The organism is Pseudoalteromonas sp. SWYJ118 (assembly GCF_015864505.1).
Lineage (GTDB): Bacteria > Pseudomonadota > Gammaproteobacteria > Enterobacterales > Alteromonadaceae > Pseudoalteromonas > Pseudoalteromonas arctica.
This window is the reverse complement of the sequence record NZ_JADYXC010000001.1, coordinates 213,623-232,530: the sequence shown is the minus strand read 5'-3', so window position 1 is coordinate 232,530 and position 18,908 is coordinate 213,623. Positions and strand designations below refer to the sequence as shown.

The window sequence follows — 18,908 nt, the reverse complement described above, 5'->3', positions numbered from 1 at the left end:
ACTGATTTAAAGGCTAAGCTAATTTAATTGATTTAAGTCGCTCATGTATTTCATGGGCGACTTTTTCATTACCTTTTTAAACATAGTAATAAATGCACTCACCGACTCATACCCTAGTAACTCCGACACCTGCTGCACACTTTGCTTATCTGAAAGCGCTTTTAGGGCTGTAATTATATGTAATTGCGTACGCCACTTTCCAAATGTCATACCGGTTTCTTTTTTAATTAACCGCGCTAATGTGCGCTCAGTTAATGCAAACTGCTTAGCCCATTGTGGTAGTGTTTTTCGATTGTTTGGCTTGTTTATAAGCTGATCGCTCATAGTTTGAATTACCTCATTTTTAGATAATACAAAATCCAGTGGCTGTACGGGCATTTCAATAAGTTGATCAAATAACACCTGCGCTAAACGCGCTGTTTTACTATTTAAAGTATAGTGCTGATTATGCGCAGACAACTCGCACATTAGCTCTTTAACTAACGGCGTAATAGCTAACGTACAGGTATTTAGCGGCATACCGTTTTTACTACTATCAATAAATAAATGACAAAGCTTTGCGTTATCAGACGCCCTATTACTATGCACCTTTTGTCCTGGGATCCAAATTGCACTGTGCGTAGGCACCATCCACATTTTTGCCGACACTTCACATGTTACATAACCATGCAGCGCTAAAATTAACTGCCCTTTAGGATGGGTATGTAGTGGTATTTCGTGACTTGCATGGGCGTGCTCTATTTTGGCTATTATGGGCTGCGCCATAGTTTCAAAATTTTTAATGTCGTCCCAGCCAATTGCATCAAACATAGTTTTGTCTGTTTTTAGTTATTTAATGTCATTATCTCTAAATTATAGTTTTTGCTAAGCCTTTATACTAGCGCCCATTAAGTATTAGCTTTAATGGTCTTCCCTTTTGTTAAATAACACACCTAAATCACGCTTTGCTGGCATATTACTTGTGCTTGGCATATTACTTATTGCCGCAAATTTACGCGCCACATTTACAGGTATTGCACCTGTGCTTGAACAAATTATTAATCACTTTGGGCTTAGCGCATCGCAAGCTGGGTTTTTAACAACATTGCCACTCATTGCCTTTGCGGTTGTATCGCCAATGGCCGCAACTCTTGCTAAAAAGCAGGGGCTAGAGCGCACCTTGTTTGTGGCTTTGTTATTTATACTTGCGGGGGTTGCAGCGCGGGTAATAAATACCTCAGCCATGCTTTTTGTAGGCACCGCTATTATTGGTGTAGGTATTGCCATCGCAAACGTATTATTACCAAGTTTAATTAAGCGCGACTTTCCTGCAAAGGTTGCGTTAATGACCTCAGCCTACGTGCTTACTATGGGCGTGGTATCGGGTGGGTTTTCCACTTTGGTATTTCCGCTTAGTCAGTTAAACGGATTAGGATGGCAACTTGCGCTGGGCTCATCAGCTCTTATTACTCTGGCGAGTATTATTGTATGGATCTCGCAATTAAGTAAGCACACAAAACCCGCGAGTATTGCTCAACACACTGACACGTCAAAAAGTGTATGGCGCTATTTACTAGCATGGCAAATTACCTTGTTACTGGGTTTAAACTCTTTTTTAAATTATATAATTATTACGTGGTTGCCCAGCATATTAACCGAAGCAGGCCAAAGTGCTACGCAAGCGGGTGCTTATCATGGAGCTTTTCAAATTGCGACTGCATTACCGGGTTTAATATTAATCCCCCTATTGGCAAAATTAAAAGATCAAAGCGCGCTTAGCTTTATTTTAGCTATGCTCAGTGCATTTAGTGCATTGGGGCTGCTTTACATGCCTAACTATGCCTTTGTGTGGACCTTAATGCTGGGTTTTTGCTCTGGAGCATGTTTTATATTGGGGTTGTCGTTTATTAGTTTACGAACCGATGATTCGCAACAAGCAGCATCGCTTTCAGGTATGTCGCAAAGCGTAGGTTATTTACTCGCGGCTATTGGTCCTATGCTAGCTGGTGCATTACACACGACTACAGGAAGTTGGGCTGCGCCATTATGGCTGTGCGCTATTGCCGGAGTACTGTGTGCATTATGTGGTTTAGGCAGTGGTAAAAACACTACTTTAGCTAAATCAGTTAACTAGTTGCTGTAACCACGAAAATAAACCAGACGAAGTTTTGTTGCTCGTGTGTTTTTGCTCATAGCGTTTATTAGTCGCTTCGCGCTGTTCACGGCGCTCTTGTGCTAAATTAGCCTTTGCAGCAAAACGCAAGCGCTGCTCTTGAGTAAGCTCATCATTAAAACTAATGGCTGTTTTTTTAACTGCTCGGCTGCTTTTAGGTGAACTACACATGTTATTCTCCAAATGACTGACTTATAAGTAGACAGTCATTTGGTAAAATAAATTTCAAACCGCTTACTAAAAAAGTGATTTTTGATCAGTATTACTAATAACTCCAACTAACTAGTTTTGTGGGGTTGTATCAAACGCAGGTACTTCGTGTAAGCCGCTCAACCAGCTCAATGTTGATTTAGCCCAAATTTGTGCTGTTGGCGTAAACTGTTCACGCTGATCAACCGCACCAATACGCAAGCCATATACACGGTCAGTTTTAGCTTCGTTAGTTGCATAAAGTGTTGTACCACATGTACCACAAAAACCTTGCGCACGCTTGTTACCACTTTGCGCTGTTTTAACAAACTCTTTTGGCTCACCTTGGGTAAATACTACCGAATTTGGCTCTGCAATTATAACGGCTCTAAATGGGCCGCTCGACATACGTTGGCAATCGCTACAATGGCAAACAAGTGCATTATTATTTTGAGACTTTGCTTGGTATTTAATTTCACCACAGTAACAGCTTCCAGTAATTTCCATTATTTAAATCCTTAATGCTTATGAAGATTGAATCGAGATATAAGACCGGCAGTATCGATTCATTATTTTTAAAATATAAAAAATTGCTCGCCGGTTCATTTGTATATTCGGTTAGATTTTTAATTTTTGAGAGTGATTTTCAACGTTGAGCAAGTGCTACAAACATGATCCGATGTTTTAAATAAAACAGCAATACCACGTTAAGCTAATAGCGTAACGTGGTGCGTCTAAATTATTTTTTATATGTGTTTAGATCATAAAATAAGAATAGCAATGTAGAACCTCCCCTTATGTTGGGGGTAATTATTTAAATGCGTTAGCATTTTTTATGCTGTCAAAATCGTTAAAGCGCACGTTGTGTTGCGCCATTACTTTAAGTATTTTTTCACTTAGCATTTGACGTAAATAAAACGGCTGATTTGGCACAAAATGATGGATGGTATGCGTTTTACCAAAGTTAAAACAAAACAAGTGAAACGGCATAAATAAACGGCTCGTTAGTACATGAGTTTGCTCAAGCATGTTATTAACGCCGCCATAGTAATGCATGCTTGAGGTAACAAAATTAAGCGAGCTTGAGCGAATAATATTAGGAACAATGAGCACAACCATTAAAAATTCGAACACATTCATTGTACTTAACAACCAGCTAGGCGAATTTAGCGAAAGTGGTATAAATAAATCAACAATATGAAATACAATAACGCTGTATAAAACAGCAAAATACGCAGTCGCTATCGGAAATCCCGCATTAAAAACACTCGAAAAACTAAAGCCATTAATTTCTTTTCTAAAACGTTTAGTAGAAATAACTAACCCTAATAACCCATCCATAATAACTAACGCACGTAAGAATGGGTTTTTAATACCGTTGCCCACCAAGCGCTCTTCTAAGTCTTGTTGTGTGCCTGAGGTTCTGTGATGGTGTAAATGCATTTTACGTCGGTACCACGGGCTAATAGTATTTGGCCGCATTAACCATACTGTTAGCATCATAAAATTATGCATAAATGGCTGGTTACTAAAGTATTGTTTATGTATAAGGTCGTGTTCTAACTCATGGGAAATAGATGCAGCAATAGCCGCAAGTACTATGCATACCCAAGCAGGTATGATGGCTAAATAATATAAAACACCAACACCAATTAGTGCGCTAAGCGATAGCAATAAAATAATTAACCCTAAGGTATTTTGATGTGCAAGTAACGGGTGCTTTTGACGAAGTGATGCTTCCTCTGCCTTAATTGCTTTAACAATCGATTGAATGTTCTGTTTGGCACTTAATTGAGTCATATATAATGTCTTAAAAACCTTGTTGTACAAATAATACCTGAATTAAGCGCAAAATCGGCATAAAGCAGGAATAATTTTTGTAATACGATTAACTATTATCAATAGTTCAATTGCTTATTTATTCAATCGCATAACAATTTAATAGCACTCATAACCCAAAATATTCGCTTTATATATCAGTCCAAAAAGACTTAAAAAATTTACCGATGGAGTCTCCTTGCTATAAACGATCAATTATCAACCAGTTGTTTATACAAATAAAAGAAAAGGCTTGCCGCCCCCTCTTTTGTTTGTATAATGCGGATACAGAATAAGAGGTATATAAGTATCCTTTTTATTTTAAGTGGTTTTTCTTTATCTTTTTATGCTTAAAAGATTAAAGAAAAATTATGCCAGCGTGATGAAATTGGTAGACATGGGGGATTCAAAATCCCCTTCCGAAAGGAGTGCCGGTTCGAGTCCGGCCGCTGGTACCACTTTTTGAACCTCAGCTAATTATTGGCTGAGGTTTTTTTATGCCTAAAATTTAACTAGTAATTAATACTAATTCGCTTTACTAAGTGAGCTACGTTTAGGCAGAAAACGGTTTCGATAACAAGATAAAACCTAGATGAGTTGAAGCAAAAGCTACAAGCCTTTCATTAAAGCCGTCAACGTAATTAGGAAGGTACATAAATCTAATTAGCATGCTAGTTATGCGTCTTGCTCTTGATTTGTTATATTCCCAATACGATTATTTAACTCTTCGTCACTAACATCTTCTTTGTGTGTACCAATGATCCATATATGACCAAATGGGTCTTGTAGTGTGCCGGTCCTATCACCATAAAACTGATCATGTACGGGTCTTATTAGTGTTGCACCAAGCTCAATTGCTTTTTTAAATACGGTATCAACATCTTCAACATAAAGCATAAGGCTTAGCGCTGTACCACCGAGTTCTTTTGGGCTTTTTAAATGCTCTTCAGAACCATTATCTGAAAGCATAATATGCGAATCACCAATTATTATTTCTGCATGGGCTATTCCACCATCAGGTAAAGGCATTTGCATTACGTGTTCAGCACTAAATGCATCACAATAAAAATCTATCGCTTTTTGTGCGTCATTCATAATTAAATATGGTGTAACTGAATGAAACCCTTTTGGTATTGCTGGGACTGCCATAATATTCTCCTTTACTTACGCGGTGATTTTTAATATTTAATAAACTAAATATGCGTTTAATTGCCCCTAAATTTAAGCTTAGCTCATACAAAAAATTGCGTTACTTTTCGAGGTTTAAACGCTTATGCCAAGCAGCAATACTTTCATCAGGGTATTCTTCAAATTGCTTGTCACCTTCATTAATGGGCGCATTTACCCAATTTGCTTTACTACCAAGCATTAAATGAGTGCGCTCTGGCGGTATGGGTAACTCACTATCTATTGCACCAGCAAAGGGGTGAACTTGCTCAGGCCAACGTGCATCGTATAACCACAAGTTAGCACTACAATGCTTACAAAAATGACGCTCTGCAGGGCTGATTTTATCGCCTATTTTTGCATGATAAATAGTTATGTGTTCACGCCCTGTAACCTCAAGCGTGCTGTATTGTGCGTTCAAATTAATAACAAACCCGCCGCTCCCTGCGGTTTTACGACATACAGAGCAATAGCATAAATTATAAGGATAAGGGTGTTTTGAGTTGACCGTAAATACCACTTTGCCACAGTGACAAGCGCCATTAAGCTTCATAATATATCCAATTTTATTGTTGGCTTGAACTAATACCTTAACTAGGTGAGCTTAAAAAAAACCACAACAATTACATGCTGTGGTTTTTTAATTATTGAGCTTACTAACGTTTCCAATATCTTAAATTACGTAATGTATTTATAAATTTATCGGCAGAGTGTGCCTCTAAATCAATCCAACCATCATCTGCTTTGTCATCGAGCCCTGCGGCTTTAAATAAAGGCTTAGCCTCTTGTGTGTAGCCTATGTATTTCATATGTGCATACGCATCACTTACAAAGTCTTTAGCTTCTGCAATAGCAGCTAGTTTTTCGGCTCCCTCTTCAGTGGTGAGTACAAGTACCGCATCGTATAAAACCGATGGACCACCATTAATAACCTGATCAGCTTTAAAGTGCTTACCTTTACTGCATTTAGCACCGCCAACTTGTGGGGCAATAATTTCAGAGTTTGCGCCTTCACTTTTAAGTGCATTGGTAACCGATTCAAAAATTTCTGCATTAAAGCCATCACTTACTAAAATACCTAATTTACGGCCTTTGAAGGTGTTGGGCGCATTTTTCAAAATACTTAACGCATCAGATACAGGTAAGTCTTTACGTGTTGGCATAGCAGCTTCAGCTGGGTCTGGCATTTCTTGCAAGCCAAGTCCTTCGGCAACTTTATTTGCGAGGGTTTCGTCAATATTTAACAAGTGCGATACCAAACGTTCTCGTATTGGTAAATGCTCAACTTTAGACAGCTCAAACACGTACGCAGATTGAATATGCGCCTGCTCTACCTCTGTTTGACTTAAATAAAATTGACGGGCTTGACTGTAATGGTCGCTGAATGTTTCTGAGCGATAACGCAGTTTATCACCGCCGCTTACTTCAGGTTCCTTTGAGCTTTTAAAGCCATGTACTGGGCATTCGCGCGGGTTGTTTTCGTCGCCGCTCCATGAGTTTGGCTCATAATTAACACGCCCTTTTGGATTGTGCATTGCCATGTGGCCATCTTGCTGAAAATGACGCATTGGACATTTAGGCGCATTGACCGGAATATGCGTAAAGTTAGGACCACCTAAACGCTTAGTTTGAGTATCTAAGTATGAAAAGTTACGACCTTGCAGTAGCGGGTCGGGTGTAAAGTCGAGCCCTGGTACAATGTTTTGAGTACAAAATGCTACTTGCTCTGTTTCTGCAAAAAAGTTGTCTACAACACGGTCAAGCACCATACGGCCAACAATTTGCACTGGTACTTGCTCTTCAGGTATAAGCTTGGTGGCATCAAAAACATCAAATTCAAATTCATCAGCAAATTGCTGATCAAACACCTGCACACCTAACTCCCACTCTGGGTAGTCGCCATTACCAATAGATTCCCACATATCTCTGCGATGAAAATCAGGGTCCGCGCCGTTTAGCTTAAGTGCTTCGTTCCATACTACAGATTGCATGCCGCCTTTTGGTTTCCAATGAAATTTAACAAATTTCTCTTCACCTTTGGCATTAATAAATTTAAAGGTATGAACGCCAAAACCTTCCATAAATCGCAATGAACGCGGAATAGCTCTATCAGACATTGCCCACATAACCATGTGCATTGACTCAGGCGATAAGCTCACAAAATCCCAAAAGTTATCATGTGCTGTTTGCGCTTGCGGAAAACCTCGGTCGGGCTCGGCTTTAGCTGAATGAACTAAGTCTGGAAACTTCATCGCATCTTGAATAAAGAAAACCGGTATATTGTTTCCCACTAAATCCCAGTTTCCTTCTTGGGTATAAAATTTTACCGCAAAACCACGTACATCACGTGCTAAATCTGGAGACCCTTTATTACCTGCAACTGTAGAGAAACGAGTAAATACTGGGGTTTTTTCACTTTTTCGCTGAAAAATATCTGCACAGGTTAAATCTTCAAGCGTGTCGTAATTTTCAAAGTACCCATGTGCCCCGTAACCTCGTGCATGCACTACTCGCTCAGGAATGCGTTCGTGATCAAAGTGAAAGATCTTCTCGCGCATTATGTGATCTTCTAATAATCCTGGGCCACGCTTTCCTGCACGTAATGAGTTTTGATCGTCACTTACAGGGCAGCCCTGCGCGGTGGTCATGGTAGGGTGTTCATCCGACGCTTTTTGATGCAATTCACCGCCATGCCCTTTATTACCTGAGTATTTAAATGATTCAGCCATGTTTAGTCCTTCATACAGTTTGATTTAATGGGTCAATAGTTTTTATGAGCTTTAAAGCTAAAAGCGACTATGCAAATGCAAAATAAAGACCAGCCATCCAACCTAGTAAAAAAGGGCTGTACAGATAACAATGTAGTATTTGAAGTGGTTTATAAAAGAAAAGGTTACACAGGTATGTAACTTTTTCACACAAAAAAAGAGCACTTAAAAGTGCCCTTAGGTTTAAATCGTTTTAAATTTAGTTAATCTTTGCTTTCGTTAACTAAAATAACTTTACGATGTGGGAAAGGTATTTCGATGTTGTTTTCATCCAGTGCTTTTTTAATTAACTCTGGCACCGTGTAAAGAATATCGAAGTAATGCTCGCCCTTACAAAAAGGTCTTACTAAAAAGTCTACTGAGCTGTTGTTTAGAGTTTCTACTTCAACAAAAGGAGCTGGATCTTTTAGTATGTGTGGGTGCGCTGCAAGTACGGCATCTATAACTTTACGTACAGCCGTTGTATCTTCACCGTAAGCAACACCAAAATGCATATCCACACCACGAATTGGATGATGTGAATGGTTTATAATTTGCGCGCCCCAAATTTGACTATTTGGAATAATAACCTGTTGGTTATCGAACGTTTGTAAAATAGTAGTAAACATATCTACTTCTGTTACTTTACCAAAACGCCCTGCGGCCTCAATAAAGTCATTCACTTTATAAGGTCTGAAAACAAGTAGCATAACGCCTGCGGCAAGGTTCGACATTGCACCTTGTAACGCCAAGCCTATAGCAAGTCCCGCAGCACCTAGCAAAGCAATAATAGAGGCCGTTTGTACACCAAAGCGATTTAACACAGCAATAATAACGAACGCTAATATGATGTAGCGAGCCATACTGCCTAAAAAGCGAAAAAGCGTATCATCAAGATGAGTGTATTTATGGCATAAGCCAATAATTAAATTGCGTACTTTGCCTGCCAGCCATAAGCCCGCAAGTAAGATTGCAATCGCTAGTAATATGTTGGTTGCCCACGTAATTGCAGCGGGTAAATATTGATTAATATCAATGTTGTTTATTATATCTTCCATTTTTTTTCCTGTTTTAAAAACTTTTAACTGACTTCAATTCATACTAAGCGCAATAGTTTAACAAAAAATTAACTAAAGTACGACTATAGGAGTAATTTAAAACATAAAGAAAGAGCGTTCCCTCAAAACATGTCATCGCTCACGTAAATCTTTCAACGCATAATTTTGCTTTAACCCTTGGTTTATAGCTTAAATAATTAAACTTTAACTAGTTCATAAATAAAGTTAATGCCCGATATAAATCTCGGTTAGCTCTCTTAATTTTCTAATTACTACTGGCACTCATCTATAAATTTACCGATAATCTCACCTAAGCGCGCATATATTGGCGAGACAACACAATTGGATGAAATTAAAACAAAGGATTATTATGAAAAAGTACTCAATTTTACTTACAGCGGCAGCACTTACTGTACTTGCTGGTTGTTCAACATCTGTTGCAGTAAGAGACTTTGAACAAAACCCTATTCCACAAACATCAACAATTACCAACAGTGAAGCTGACGTAGAAAAAGGTATTCTAAAGGCATGTATTCAGCTTGGTTGGAAGTGTACGCCTATGAGTGAAGGTAAAATAAAAGGTGTACTGGATATTCGAACACACCAATTAACTGTCGATATTGCGTATGACAAAACGGCATACTCAATCAACTATAAAGACTCTATTAACTTAAACTACAACGGCAAAAAAATTCACCGCCAATATGTTAATTGGGTATCAAACCTAATACGCCATATAGATGCTGAAATGATTTAGCAGCGCGTTAACCTGCTTTACATATTATAAAAATCACTAAATATGAATAATAAAAGTGGAGAAGTTACCTATAGCTTCTCCATTTTTTAATTGAGATTTAAACAGTAATAATCACGCCAAAAATATTAATAAATTTCAACCAGTTACAAGCCAAAAAAGCACCAAACCTAACACTATTAGTAAAAGTACTCTCCCGTATTTTCACTCTTTAATGAATGAGTGATTTTTTACTTATCCCCCTTCGTAAAAACATATTTTATATCTTGCTATAACGCAGTTTCGCTCATATAGTCAGCAAATTATCACACCTTTATTTTGAACATCTTTGTTTATGAAATCTTCTGCTCCTGCTAGTGATTTTGGTACCTTATTAGGTTATGCACCTGGTAATGTTGCTGTGTATTCATCTGATTATGATACGGCTGACGAAAGCATTTATCCTAATCGTAGCGCCTATCGTAGTTACCTTGATGGCATTTACATGGGCTATAAATGGCAATGCGTTGAGTTTGCACGTCGATGGATGTATCTCAACCATAGCTATATTTTTGATGATATTGCTATGGCTTACGATATTTTTGAGCTGCGTTCAGTGCGCGATGTAAATAGCCAAAACAGATTGCCACTAAACGCGTTTAAAAATGGTGCAAAACATCATCCTCAAGTAGGTAGCTTACTTATATGGGAAGAAGGCGGCGAGTTTGAAGAAACAGGCCATGTTGCTGTCGTTGTTGAAGTGCATAAAGATAAAATACGTCTTGCTGAGCAAAATGTAGGACATCAAATATGGCCAACAAATCAAAACTGGTGCCGTGAACTAAAAGCAAAAGTAACTAAAGATGGCGACTATTGGATTGAGTGCTCTTACAGCGACGCCACTATTTTAGGCTGGATGACACAAACTGATGAAACAGAATATGCTGAGCCAACGTCTGAGCTAAACACTGATTTATTTATTATAGAAGCCCATAAAGCAGTAGATACAGGCCAAGCAAACAAGTCATGGTTAAATATTGCGAATGACGATGAAGCTGCCTACGTAGAAATGATGCAAGGCCATAAACTTACATCAGTAGCTGAGGATCAGCATAATTACTTTGCGATATCTCAAACGGCGCAGCAAAGCATTGAGCATGCAACAAATGAGCTGCATGGCTTATTTATGCATGCAACCGATTATGTATTACAGCACCCTGAGTTATTAAAAAAGTTTAATTTACCCGATGTTGTGCTTAATAAAATTCGCCAATCGTGGGATAACCGCTTAAACCAATTAATTACCAGCCGGTTTGACTTTGCCTTAACAGCAGCAGGTTTAAAAGTTTACGAATACAATTGCGATTCGGCATCGTGTTATATGGAGAGCGGCAAAGTTCAGGGTAAATGGGCAAAACACTTTGGTGTTAAAACAGGTGTAGATGCAGGCCAAAATTTATTTAAAGATCTCGTAAAAGCATGGCGTAAAAGTGAAGTAAAAGGTCTTGTTCATATTCTGCAAGATGATGAACCAGAAGAGCATTACCACGCATTATTTATGAAAGAAGCTATTGAAGCCGCGGGCTTTGAGTGTAAGTTAGTAATTGGCTTAAGCACACTTCGCTGGAATGAATCAGGCAACATAGTAGATGAAGACGGCGCACAACTGAGTTACGTATGGAAAACCTGGTCGTGGGAAACCGCACTTGATCAAATTCGTGAAGAATGCGAAGCAGACCAATCATTAGGTGATAACTTTGAACCACAACTCAAAATTGGTGAAACGCCACGCTTAGTCGATGTATTACTGCGTAAAAATGTCATGGTATTTGAACCGCTGTGGACATTGATCCCAAGTAACAAGGCTATTTTACCAATACTGTGGAGTTTATTCCCTAATCATAAATATTTACTTAATACCGCGTTTGAGCTTAACGACGAGTTATTACAAACCGGTTATGTAGTTAAACCAATAGTAGGACGTTGTGGTGCTAATATTCAACTTGTTGATGAACAGCAGCAAGTTATAGAAAAAACAATGGGGCACTTTGCCGAGCAAGACCAAATATACCAACAACTATTTGCACTGCCTAAAGTAGATGACTACTTTGTACAAATATGTAGTTTTACAGCCGCCGGAAAATACTCTGGTGGTGGCGTACGTGTTGATAAAAGCATGATCATAAACGGCCATAGCGATTGTATGGCACTGCGTATTAAATAAATAATACTAAGCCCGCAATTTTGCTGCGGGCTTAAGTTTGTGTAGACCCCCTTCCCTCTTTTAAGTTTTATAGCTATCTCAAGCGAGTTACTCCTGATAGAGTAAATTTATTAAACACCACAAACTAAGGTATTTCATGGCGAATCAATTTAATGTACTTGGCACACGTTTAAAACTATGTTGCGGTAATGGTGGCTACACACGTGAAGGATTTTGTTATGTACCAGAATCAGATCTTGGCAATCACAGTGTGTGTGCAATTATGACTGATGAGTTTTTACAGTTTTCAAAATCACAAGGTAACGATTTAATAAGCCCAAACCCTCTTTACGATTTCGAAGGTTTAAAAGCCGGTGATAAATGGTGCTTGTGTGCAGTAAGATGGCTTCATGCTATTGCAGCGAGCGTAGCGCCACCAGTGGTACTTGAAGCCACAAATAAAAAATCATTAGAAATAGTGCCGCTCGATGTTTTAAAAGCGCACGAATATATAGCCAAAGTTTAAATACACTTAAGCGTTATTAAATTAAAGTCTGCAGATTTTACAAATGTATGCAGGCTTTTCAAAAATTCAATCATCCCTCCAGCCTCTAAAATCTTAAATAAAAACATAACCCCATGTTTTTAAATCACTTTTGAAAGTAATCAACTTACGGCATAACAGTTGCTTCATTAAGTTTAAGTCATGCTCATAACGCAACATATTATATGAGCAACACATTACTTAATGTAGGAGAAATTATGAGTAACAATAACGAATCAAACAAAACAACTAAATTTACCGCGCCAGGTATGAGTGACGAATCAGCTCAAAAAACAATAGCTACGCTAGATAACCGCATGGTTGCATTGATAGATTTACAGCTTACTTTAAAGCATATTCACTGGAACGTAGTGGGACCTAACTTTATTGGCGTACACGAAATGATAGACCCACAAGTAGACATTGTGCGCGAAATGACAGATACAATTGCAGAGCGAATTGCGACTCTTGGTGGAGTGCCCGTTGGTACGCCTAAATCAATTGTAGATCGTCGTACATGGAACGAATACTCAGTAGGTAAAGGTTTAGTAACCGAGCATTTAGCCGCACTTGATAAAGTATACAACGGCGTTAATGGCGATCACCGCAAAGCAATTGAGACTCTTTCTGAATTAGATCCGGTGTCTGAAGATATGATCACCAGCCAACTAGCTGACCTAGAGCAATTTCAGTGGTTTATTAGAGCCCATTTAGAATCATCTACAGGCGAGTTAAAAAGCTAATATATTTAATCTAAGAAAGCCCAGCATTAATATGCTGGGCTTTTTTTTGCGTAAAAATCACTCTATTTATAATCATATATAGATATATATCAGTAAGCTCTAATACAAAATTCATATAAAAACAATAGAAAATTGGTATTACCAAAACAAATAACCAAAATAAAATTGAATGATTTTATACTCCTTACTATTTCGCAAATTTATAAGCCATACCCAACCTTTAATGAACATCTCATTATTTTAACATCACTTAAAAAACAAACTAAATACGTATAAAAGTACGGCATAAAATTTAAAAATAGCACTAAAAAATGTATTTAATAGTACAAATAATATAAAAAAACGCCTTTGGTAAACATACTTCAATAAAATTCACTCAAAATATAAAAAATAAAAATACACCATAAGCCATTAAATTTATTAAATATAAGCAAAATAAAAGAACACTTTGTAATACACCTTGTGAATTTTTGGTAAACAAAGGTTGTAATAAAAGCTGAATTGGACTAATTTCAACCATACCACCTGTATGACACACTACAGGGAAACAGCAGTTAAATTGGTTAACCAAACCAAGTAACAACACACACAATGACGTAAGTCGTACCCAAACGGGAGAGATACATGAAACTCAATCAAATTACTTCAACATTAATTAATAAACATAAAAGAAGTAGCTCTACAACAATCAGTGCAGCAGCCCTTTTATTAATGGCTTCTTCTACTATTGCAGCGCAAGAGGCTCCGGCAGCTTCAGAAACGGCAGCTGCAGATATTGAAGTTATTGAAGTAAAAGGCATGCTAGGTAGTATGAAAGCCGCCGCTATGCTTAAGCGTACTGACGGACGTATTGTAGATGCGATTGTTGCTGAAGACATTGGTAAGTTACCTGATAATAATATTGCAGAAGCACTGCAACGTATTACTGGTGTATCTATTAATACCGATTTTGGTGTGGGTGACAGTGTTTCGATTCGTGGCTTACCTCAAAACCGTGTTGAATTAAACGGTCGCTCTACTATTGGCGACTCTCGTGACGGTATTAGCTTACAAGATTACCCATCAAGTTTCTTAAAAACAGTAGAAGTAGTTAAGTCTCCTACTGCCGATATGATTGAAGGTGCATTAGGCGGAACAGTTAGCTTAAAAACAGTTCGCCCATTAGAGTTAGATAAACTAACTGGCGCAGTTTCATTAGATGGTGAATATGCAGATAAAACAGAAAAAGTAGCACCTATTTTTAGTGGTTCACTTGGTAACAACTGGGACTTTGACGAAATGGGTACCTTTGGTGCTATTGCTATGTTTTCGTATCAAGATCGTGAAATTCGTCAAGATGAAACGTCTAGCCGTGTTAAACCTCAAGACATTGATATTAATGGCCAAGAAGGTAATACACCAAGTGGCAACGCTATCGTACGAGACGAGCACAGTGTTGAACAATATGTAGAACAACGTAAACGTACTGCTGTAAATTTATCACTTCAGTGGGCACCGCAATCTGGTAATGGCATGGTGTATCTAGATTTAAGTGGCACTAAACGCTCTGGTGAGCAAAGTGGTAACTCTATATTAGGTGTTGCGGGTTCGTTATCAACAGATGCAAATACAACTCAAGATGCTAACGGCGTAAATAATTACACGCTAACAAACGAATTTGGTATCCCTAAAACATACAGTGACTTTCGTGAAACTGACTCGTTTTCAAATGCACTTGGTGCAGAGTGGAACCTTACTGACAGTATAAAAATCTCTGGTGAAATTGCAGTAGCATCATCAGAAAGCGTAAGACCTGATTCTGAATTTACACTTCGCCCAATCGAAAAATCAACATTTGAAGCAAGTGGCGGAACTCAGCTAACAAATCATTTATATGATGGTGCATTTTCTCAAGACGGTAATAAATTACCAAGCATCATTCATTCAGATCCAAATGCATTTACTGACCCACAAAACTTAGCACTACGTACGTTTAAAAGTGAAGATAGAAGAACAGACAATGACGAAACAGCTATTCGTTTTGATGTTGAAATGTTTGAACCTCTCAGCAGCTTAAGCTGGGTGTCTAAAGTAAAAGCAGGTGTACGTGTTACTAACCGCGATTACGAATATGAGCAATACAAAGTAGAAATTAAAGACATTTACAAAAATGCATTTAACGACTCAGATGGTTCATTAGCTACTTTATGGGTTGATGACTACAACGCTGCTTTTTCAAATAGCTTCACAACAGTTAGCCACGACAACTCTTTTGACCAATTAGGTAATTCTGGTCAAAACGACCTACTAACGTTTTTAAGCTACAACGGTTTATCTAACCCTGCAAATACTTACGCTCAACTTCAGCAGTTACTTGCAGGTACTAACCTAGCGTCAACGGGGAGTCTTTCAGATAACCAAGAGTTCCAAGAAAGCGCATACCGTAACGTAGTTGAAGATACAGCAGCTGTGTACATATCAGCGTACTTAGACTTTGATAACATCACTGCGATTGTGGGTGGTCGTTATGTGACTACAGATTTAGAATCAAGCGTATTTCTTAATGGCGAAAAAGTAACTGGCGACAATGACTACAGCGACTTTTTACCAAGCTTAAACGTTACGTATAACTACTCAGACGAAACATTATTCCGCTTTGCTGCTGCAAAAGTTATGCGCCGCGCTGACTTTAGCGAGCTAAGCCCTGCATTTGACGTTAATAACGATATTACGGGTGCAACGCAAGGATCTATTGATTTAGAACCATACCGTGCAACGCAGTACGACTTATCAGTAGAGCATTACTTTGATGAAGGTAACGTACTATCTTTCGCTGTATTTTATAAAGATGTTGAGTCTTTCTTAAGTAACGAAAGCAGCTGTCAGGCTTCTTCAAGCACTTCAACTGGTCAAAACGTAACGCAGTGGAACCAAGTATGTCAGCTTGACGTTGCAGGTGTTTCACAAGACAACCTAGTATACTCTGACGCAACTGATTTCCCTGTAGATGCAGATGGCTTTAACCATGTTGCAGGTCTGCGTGACGCAGGACTAACGGGTATCGATACAGTTAAAAATGTAAATGGTGAAAACGGCTCAGTACAAGGTTTTGAAGTGGGTTACCAACAGTTCTTTACAAGCTTACCTGGTGCATTTTCTGGCTTAGGTGTTAATGCAAACTACACGTATGCAGACAGCGAACAACCAAACGGCAACCCACTATTAGATATTTCTAAAAATACATATAACTTACAAGTATTTTGGGAATACGAAGGGTTCTCTACTCGTATCGCTTATAACTACCGTGACAGTTTCTTAGATACTGAAAACGAAAAACGCGTAGAAAATATTAACTCAGATGGCAGTATTTCAGCAGAAGGCACTGTTTACGGTAATAACTACCGTGACGACAGAGGCCAGTTAGATTTCTCTGCAAGCTGGGATATTAACGAAAATATTACGCTAGTAGGTAATGCGACTAACTTAACGGGTGAGCCTTCAATCTACCTATCTGAACTAGGTGGTGCTTGGAAGTACACTGAAGCGGATCGTCGTTACAGCTTTGGTATTCGCGCTAAATTTTAATTTTCCCTGGAAACTAAAGCCTGCTTTATGCAGGCTTTTTTACGTCTATAAAAAAGTGGCTTTATATTATACAACCTTATTAAAAACATGATTATTCTACCGAGTTAAATAACCCTCCATCGCTATAGTAAATAACTAATTCAATACAGTGGGTATTACGTAAAAATACTCTCCTCTAGCTATACTTATTTGAATATTAAATTTACTATCAAAGCGTTATTACTATTAACAGGAAAGTTGAAGTGCTGTCGCGTTTATATAATTTTATGCCGGGTTTAGATACATTGCTGCACTATGAGCGACAATGGTTTGCTGATGATTTAAGAGCAGCGCTATCGGTAGCTGCCGTAGCTTTACCTGTTGCCATTGCTTACGCACAGCTAACCGGTGTTAATGCTGCCGTAGGGTTATATTCTTGCATATTGCCAATGATGTTATATGCACTTTTTGGCACTTCAAAACAGTTAATAGTAGGCCCTGATGCTGCTACCTGCGCCGTTATTGCAGCAGTAGTAACACCTCTTGCTGCAGGTGACAGTTTTAAACATTGGCAACTTGTTGTCACCATGACCGCTATGACCGGCTTTTGGTGCTTTATAGCCAGTAAATTTAAGCTAGGTGTATTAGCCGACTTTTTATCTAAACCTATTTTAATGGGATTACTAAACGGCGTAGCCATTACTATTATTGTTGGTCAATTTTCCAAAGTATTTGGCTTTACCTTTGACGAACGCTACCTACTTGAACGCTTAGGTGGTGTGCCCACATACCTAGCGCAAACACATGTCCCCACCTTATTAATGGCTTTGTTTACACTGGCGGTTTATTTTGTGATGAAACGCGTAAAACCCACGTGGCCTGCATCTATGTTCGCCATTGCCTTTGGTGCGCTTTTGGTGTGGATTTTTGATTTAAAACAGCTTGATATAAAAACCATTGGCACCGTAACAGGTGGACTTCCCGTTTTTAATACCCCTGTTTTTGATTTAGGGATTATTCGTGAGTTAGTGGTCCCCGCACTTAACTTAGCCATCGTGAGCTTTGTTAGTATGATGCTAACTGCCCGCAGCTTTGCTGCTAAAAATGGCTACGACATAGACGCCGATAAAGAATTTAGAGCGTTAGGTATTGCCAATATAGCGTCAGCTCTTTCGCAAGGTTTTGCAGTCAGTGGCGCCGACTCACGCACCGCTGTTAACGATGCAACAGGTGGTAAAACACAGTTAGTATCAATAATAGCAGCGGCCATTATTGCTGTCATAGCCGTATTTTTAACAGCCCCACTTGAATTTATTCCAAGCGCAGCGCTAGGTGTTGTACTCATTATTGCCTCTGTTCATTTACTCGATTTAAAAGCTGTTTGGCAATTAAAACGAAAAGATAAACAGGCATTTTATCTCGCATCAGCCACCTTACTTGCCGTGTTATTTATTGGCGTTATACCAGGGATCACACTTGCTGTATTACTGGGGTTATTTCAGTTTATTCGCACCGTAATGCGCCCAACCGATAATATACTCGGCGTAGATGTTAACGGTGTAGTAAGAAGTTTAGACGCCACAGATAAAGCAAAAGCGGTGCAAGGCGTGTTTATTTACCGCTTTAATTCACCTTTAACTTACTTTAATGCCAGCTACTTTAAACGCAGATTACTTGAGCAATACGCAAGACAAAAAGACGATACGCAATGCGTAATAATTGATGCCGTGCCCTGCTTTACTCACTTAGATTTAAGTGTAATGGCCATGCTTGCCGATCTCGACGTTATATTTAAAAAGCGCAATATAAGGCTTGAACTTGCAGGCAGAAAACGCCAGCTGCTCTCATGGTTTGAAATTGCCGGAATGAAGTCAGGAACAGAGGGTATATACATTCACTCAGACCTATACATCGCCCTAAAAAGAAATAGCGTAAGCCAGCACACACAAGAGGTTAGCTTGTTTGAGTCAGACGAAAATAAAGAAGCGCTCACACAGCCATAAAATACTAA

At 38.7% G+C, this 18,908-nt stretch carries 15 protein-coding genes and 1 tRNA gene; 8 read left to right on the top strand and 8 right to left on the bottom strand.

Annotated elements, in window-relative coordinates; genetic code table 11:
* Positions 1 to 18 precede the first annotated feature (18 nt).
* The gene (locus I6F48_RS01160; protein WP_197118642.1) at positions 19 to 810 is read right to left on the bottom strand and encodes an AraC family transcriptional regulator; all 792 of its coding nucleotides are present in this window, start codon (positions 808 to 810) and stop codon (positions 19 to 21) included.
* 106 nt (positions 811 to 916) lie between these two features.
* Here I6F48_RS01160 and I6F48_RS01155 point away from each other — a divergent pair, with 106 nt between their 5' ends.
* The gene (locus I6F48_RS01155; RefSeq protein WP_165740952.1) at positions 917 to 2,113 is read left to right on the top strand and encodes an MFS transporter; all 1,197 of its coding nucleotides are present in this window, start codon (positions 917 to 919) and stop codon (positions 2,111 to 2,113) included.
* Here the strand turns inward: I6F48_RS01155 and I6F48_RS01150 are convergent.
* The 3 genes from I6F48_RS01150 to I6F48_RS01140 form a co-directional block, all read right to left on the bottom strand.
* Positions 2,102 to 2,323, bottom strand: coding sequence for a hypothetical protein (locus tag I6F48_RS01150; protein WP_165740953.1), 222 nt, complete (start codon positions 2,321 to 2,323; stop codon positions 2,102 to 2,104). The two genes, I6F48_RS01155 and I6F48_RS01150, sit on opposite strands and share 12 nt — an antisense overlap.
* A gap of 111 nt (positions 2,324 to 2,434) precedes the next feature.
* Positions 2,435 to 2,848, bottom strand: a complete 414-nt coding sequence (locus I6F48_RS01145) for a GFA family protein (RefSeq protein WP_007581502.1) — start codon at positions 2,846 to 2,848, stop codon at positions 2,435 to 2,437.
* A gap of 303 nt (positions 2,849 to 3,151) precedes the next feature.
* Positions 3,152 to 4,141, bottom strand: a complete 990-nt coding sequence (locus I6F48_RS01140; RefSeq protein ID WP_165740955.1) for a fatty acid desaturase — start codon at positions 4,139 to 4,141, stop codon at positions 3,152 to 3,154.
* A gap of 391 nt (positions 4,142 to 4,532) precedes the next feature.
* Here I6F48_RS01140 and I6F48_RS01135 point away from each other — a divergent pair.
* Positions 4,533 to 4,617 (top strand) — tRNA-Leu (locus I6F48_RS01135).
* A 217-nt stretch (positions 4,618 to 4,834) separates the two neighbouring features.
* On the opposite strand, the gene I6F48_RS01130 is transcribed toward I6F48_RS01135, so the two are convergent.
* The 4 genes from I6F48_RS01130 to I6F48_RS01115 form a co-directional block, all read right to left on the bottom strand.
* The gene (locus tag I6F48_RS01130) at positions 4,835 to 5,308 is read right to left on the bottom strand and encodes a VOC family protein (RefSeq protein WP_165741087.1); all 474 of its coding nucleotides are present in this window, start codon (positions 5,306 to 5,308) and stop codon (positions 4,835 to 4,837) included.
* Between the two features lie 100 nt (positions 5,309 to 5,408).
* Positions 5,409 to 5,879: a GFA family protein gene (locus I6F48_RS01125; protein ID WP_165741088.1), complete on the bottom strand. Its 471-nt coding sequence runs from the start codon at positions 5,877 to 5,879 to the stop codon at positions 5,409 to 5,411.
* Positions 5,880 to 5,982: 103 nt separating this feature from the next.
* Positions 5,983 to 8,055, bottom strand: coding sequence for a catalase (locus tag I6F48_RS01120; protein ID WP_197118641.1), 2,073 nt, complete (start codon positions 8,053 to 8,055; stop codon positions 5,983 to 5,985).
* A gap of 242 nt (positions 8,056 to 8,297) precedes the next feature.
* Entirely contained in the window at positions 8,298 to 9,131 is an 834-nt protein-coding gene (locus I6F48_RS01115; protein WP_010553100.1) for a mechanosensitive ion channel family protein, read from the bottom strand.
* A 370-nt stretch (positions 9,132 to 9,501) separates the two neighbouring features.
* Between I6F48_RS01115 and I6F48_RS01110 the strand changes: the two genes are divergently transcribed.
* The 6 genes from I6F48_RS01110 (at position 9,502) to I6F48_RS01085 (ending at position 18,900) form a co-directional block, all read left to right on the top strand.
* Positions 9,502 to 9,888, top strand: a complete 387-nt coding sequence (locus I6F48_RS01110; protein WP_007581468.1) for a hypothetical protein — start codon at positions 9,502 to 9,504, stop codon at positions 9,886 to 9,888.
* 331 nt (positions 9,889 to 10,219) lie between these two features.
* Complete coding sequence (gene gss, locus I6F48_RS01105) at positions 10,220 to 12,088, top strand: bifunctional glutathionylspermidine amidase/synthase (RefSeq protein WP_197118640.1); 1,869 nt, start codon at positions 10,220 to 10,222, stop codon at positions 12,086 to 12,088.
* Between the two features lie 136 nt (positions 12,089 to 12,224).
* Positions 12,225 to 12,593, top strand: coding sequence for a DUF2237 family protein (locus tag I6F48_RS01100; RefSeq protein WP_165727644.1), 369 nt, complete (start codon positions 12,225 to 12,227; stop codon positions 12,591 to 12,593).
* A gap of 236 nt (positions 12,594 to 12,829) precedes the next feature.
* Entirely contained in the window at positions 12,830 to 13,354 is a 525-nt protein-coding gene (gene dps / locus I6F48_RS01095; protein ID WP_010553097.1) for a DNA starvation/stationary phase protection protein Dps, read from the top strand.
* Between the two features lie 624 nt (positions 13,355 to 13,978).
* A complete protein-coding gene (locus I6F48_RS01090) occupies positions 13,979 to 16,918 on the top strand; it encodes a TonB-dependent receptor (protein ID WP_165727645.1) in 2,940 nt (979 codons plus the stop codon).
* Between the two features lie 242 nt (positions 16,919 to 17,160).
* Positions 17,161 to 18,900: a SulP family inorganic anion transporter gene (locus tag I6F48_RS01085; protein WP_197118639.1), complete on the top strand. Its 1,740-nt coding sequence runs from the start codon at positions 17,161 to 17,163 to the stop codon at positions 18,898 to 18,900.
* The last annotated feature ends 8 nt before the right edge of the window (positions 18,901 to 18,908 follow it).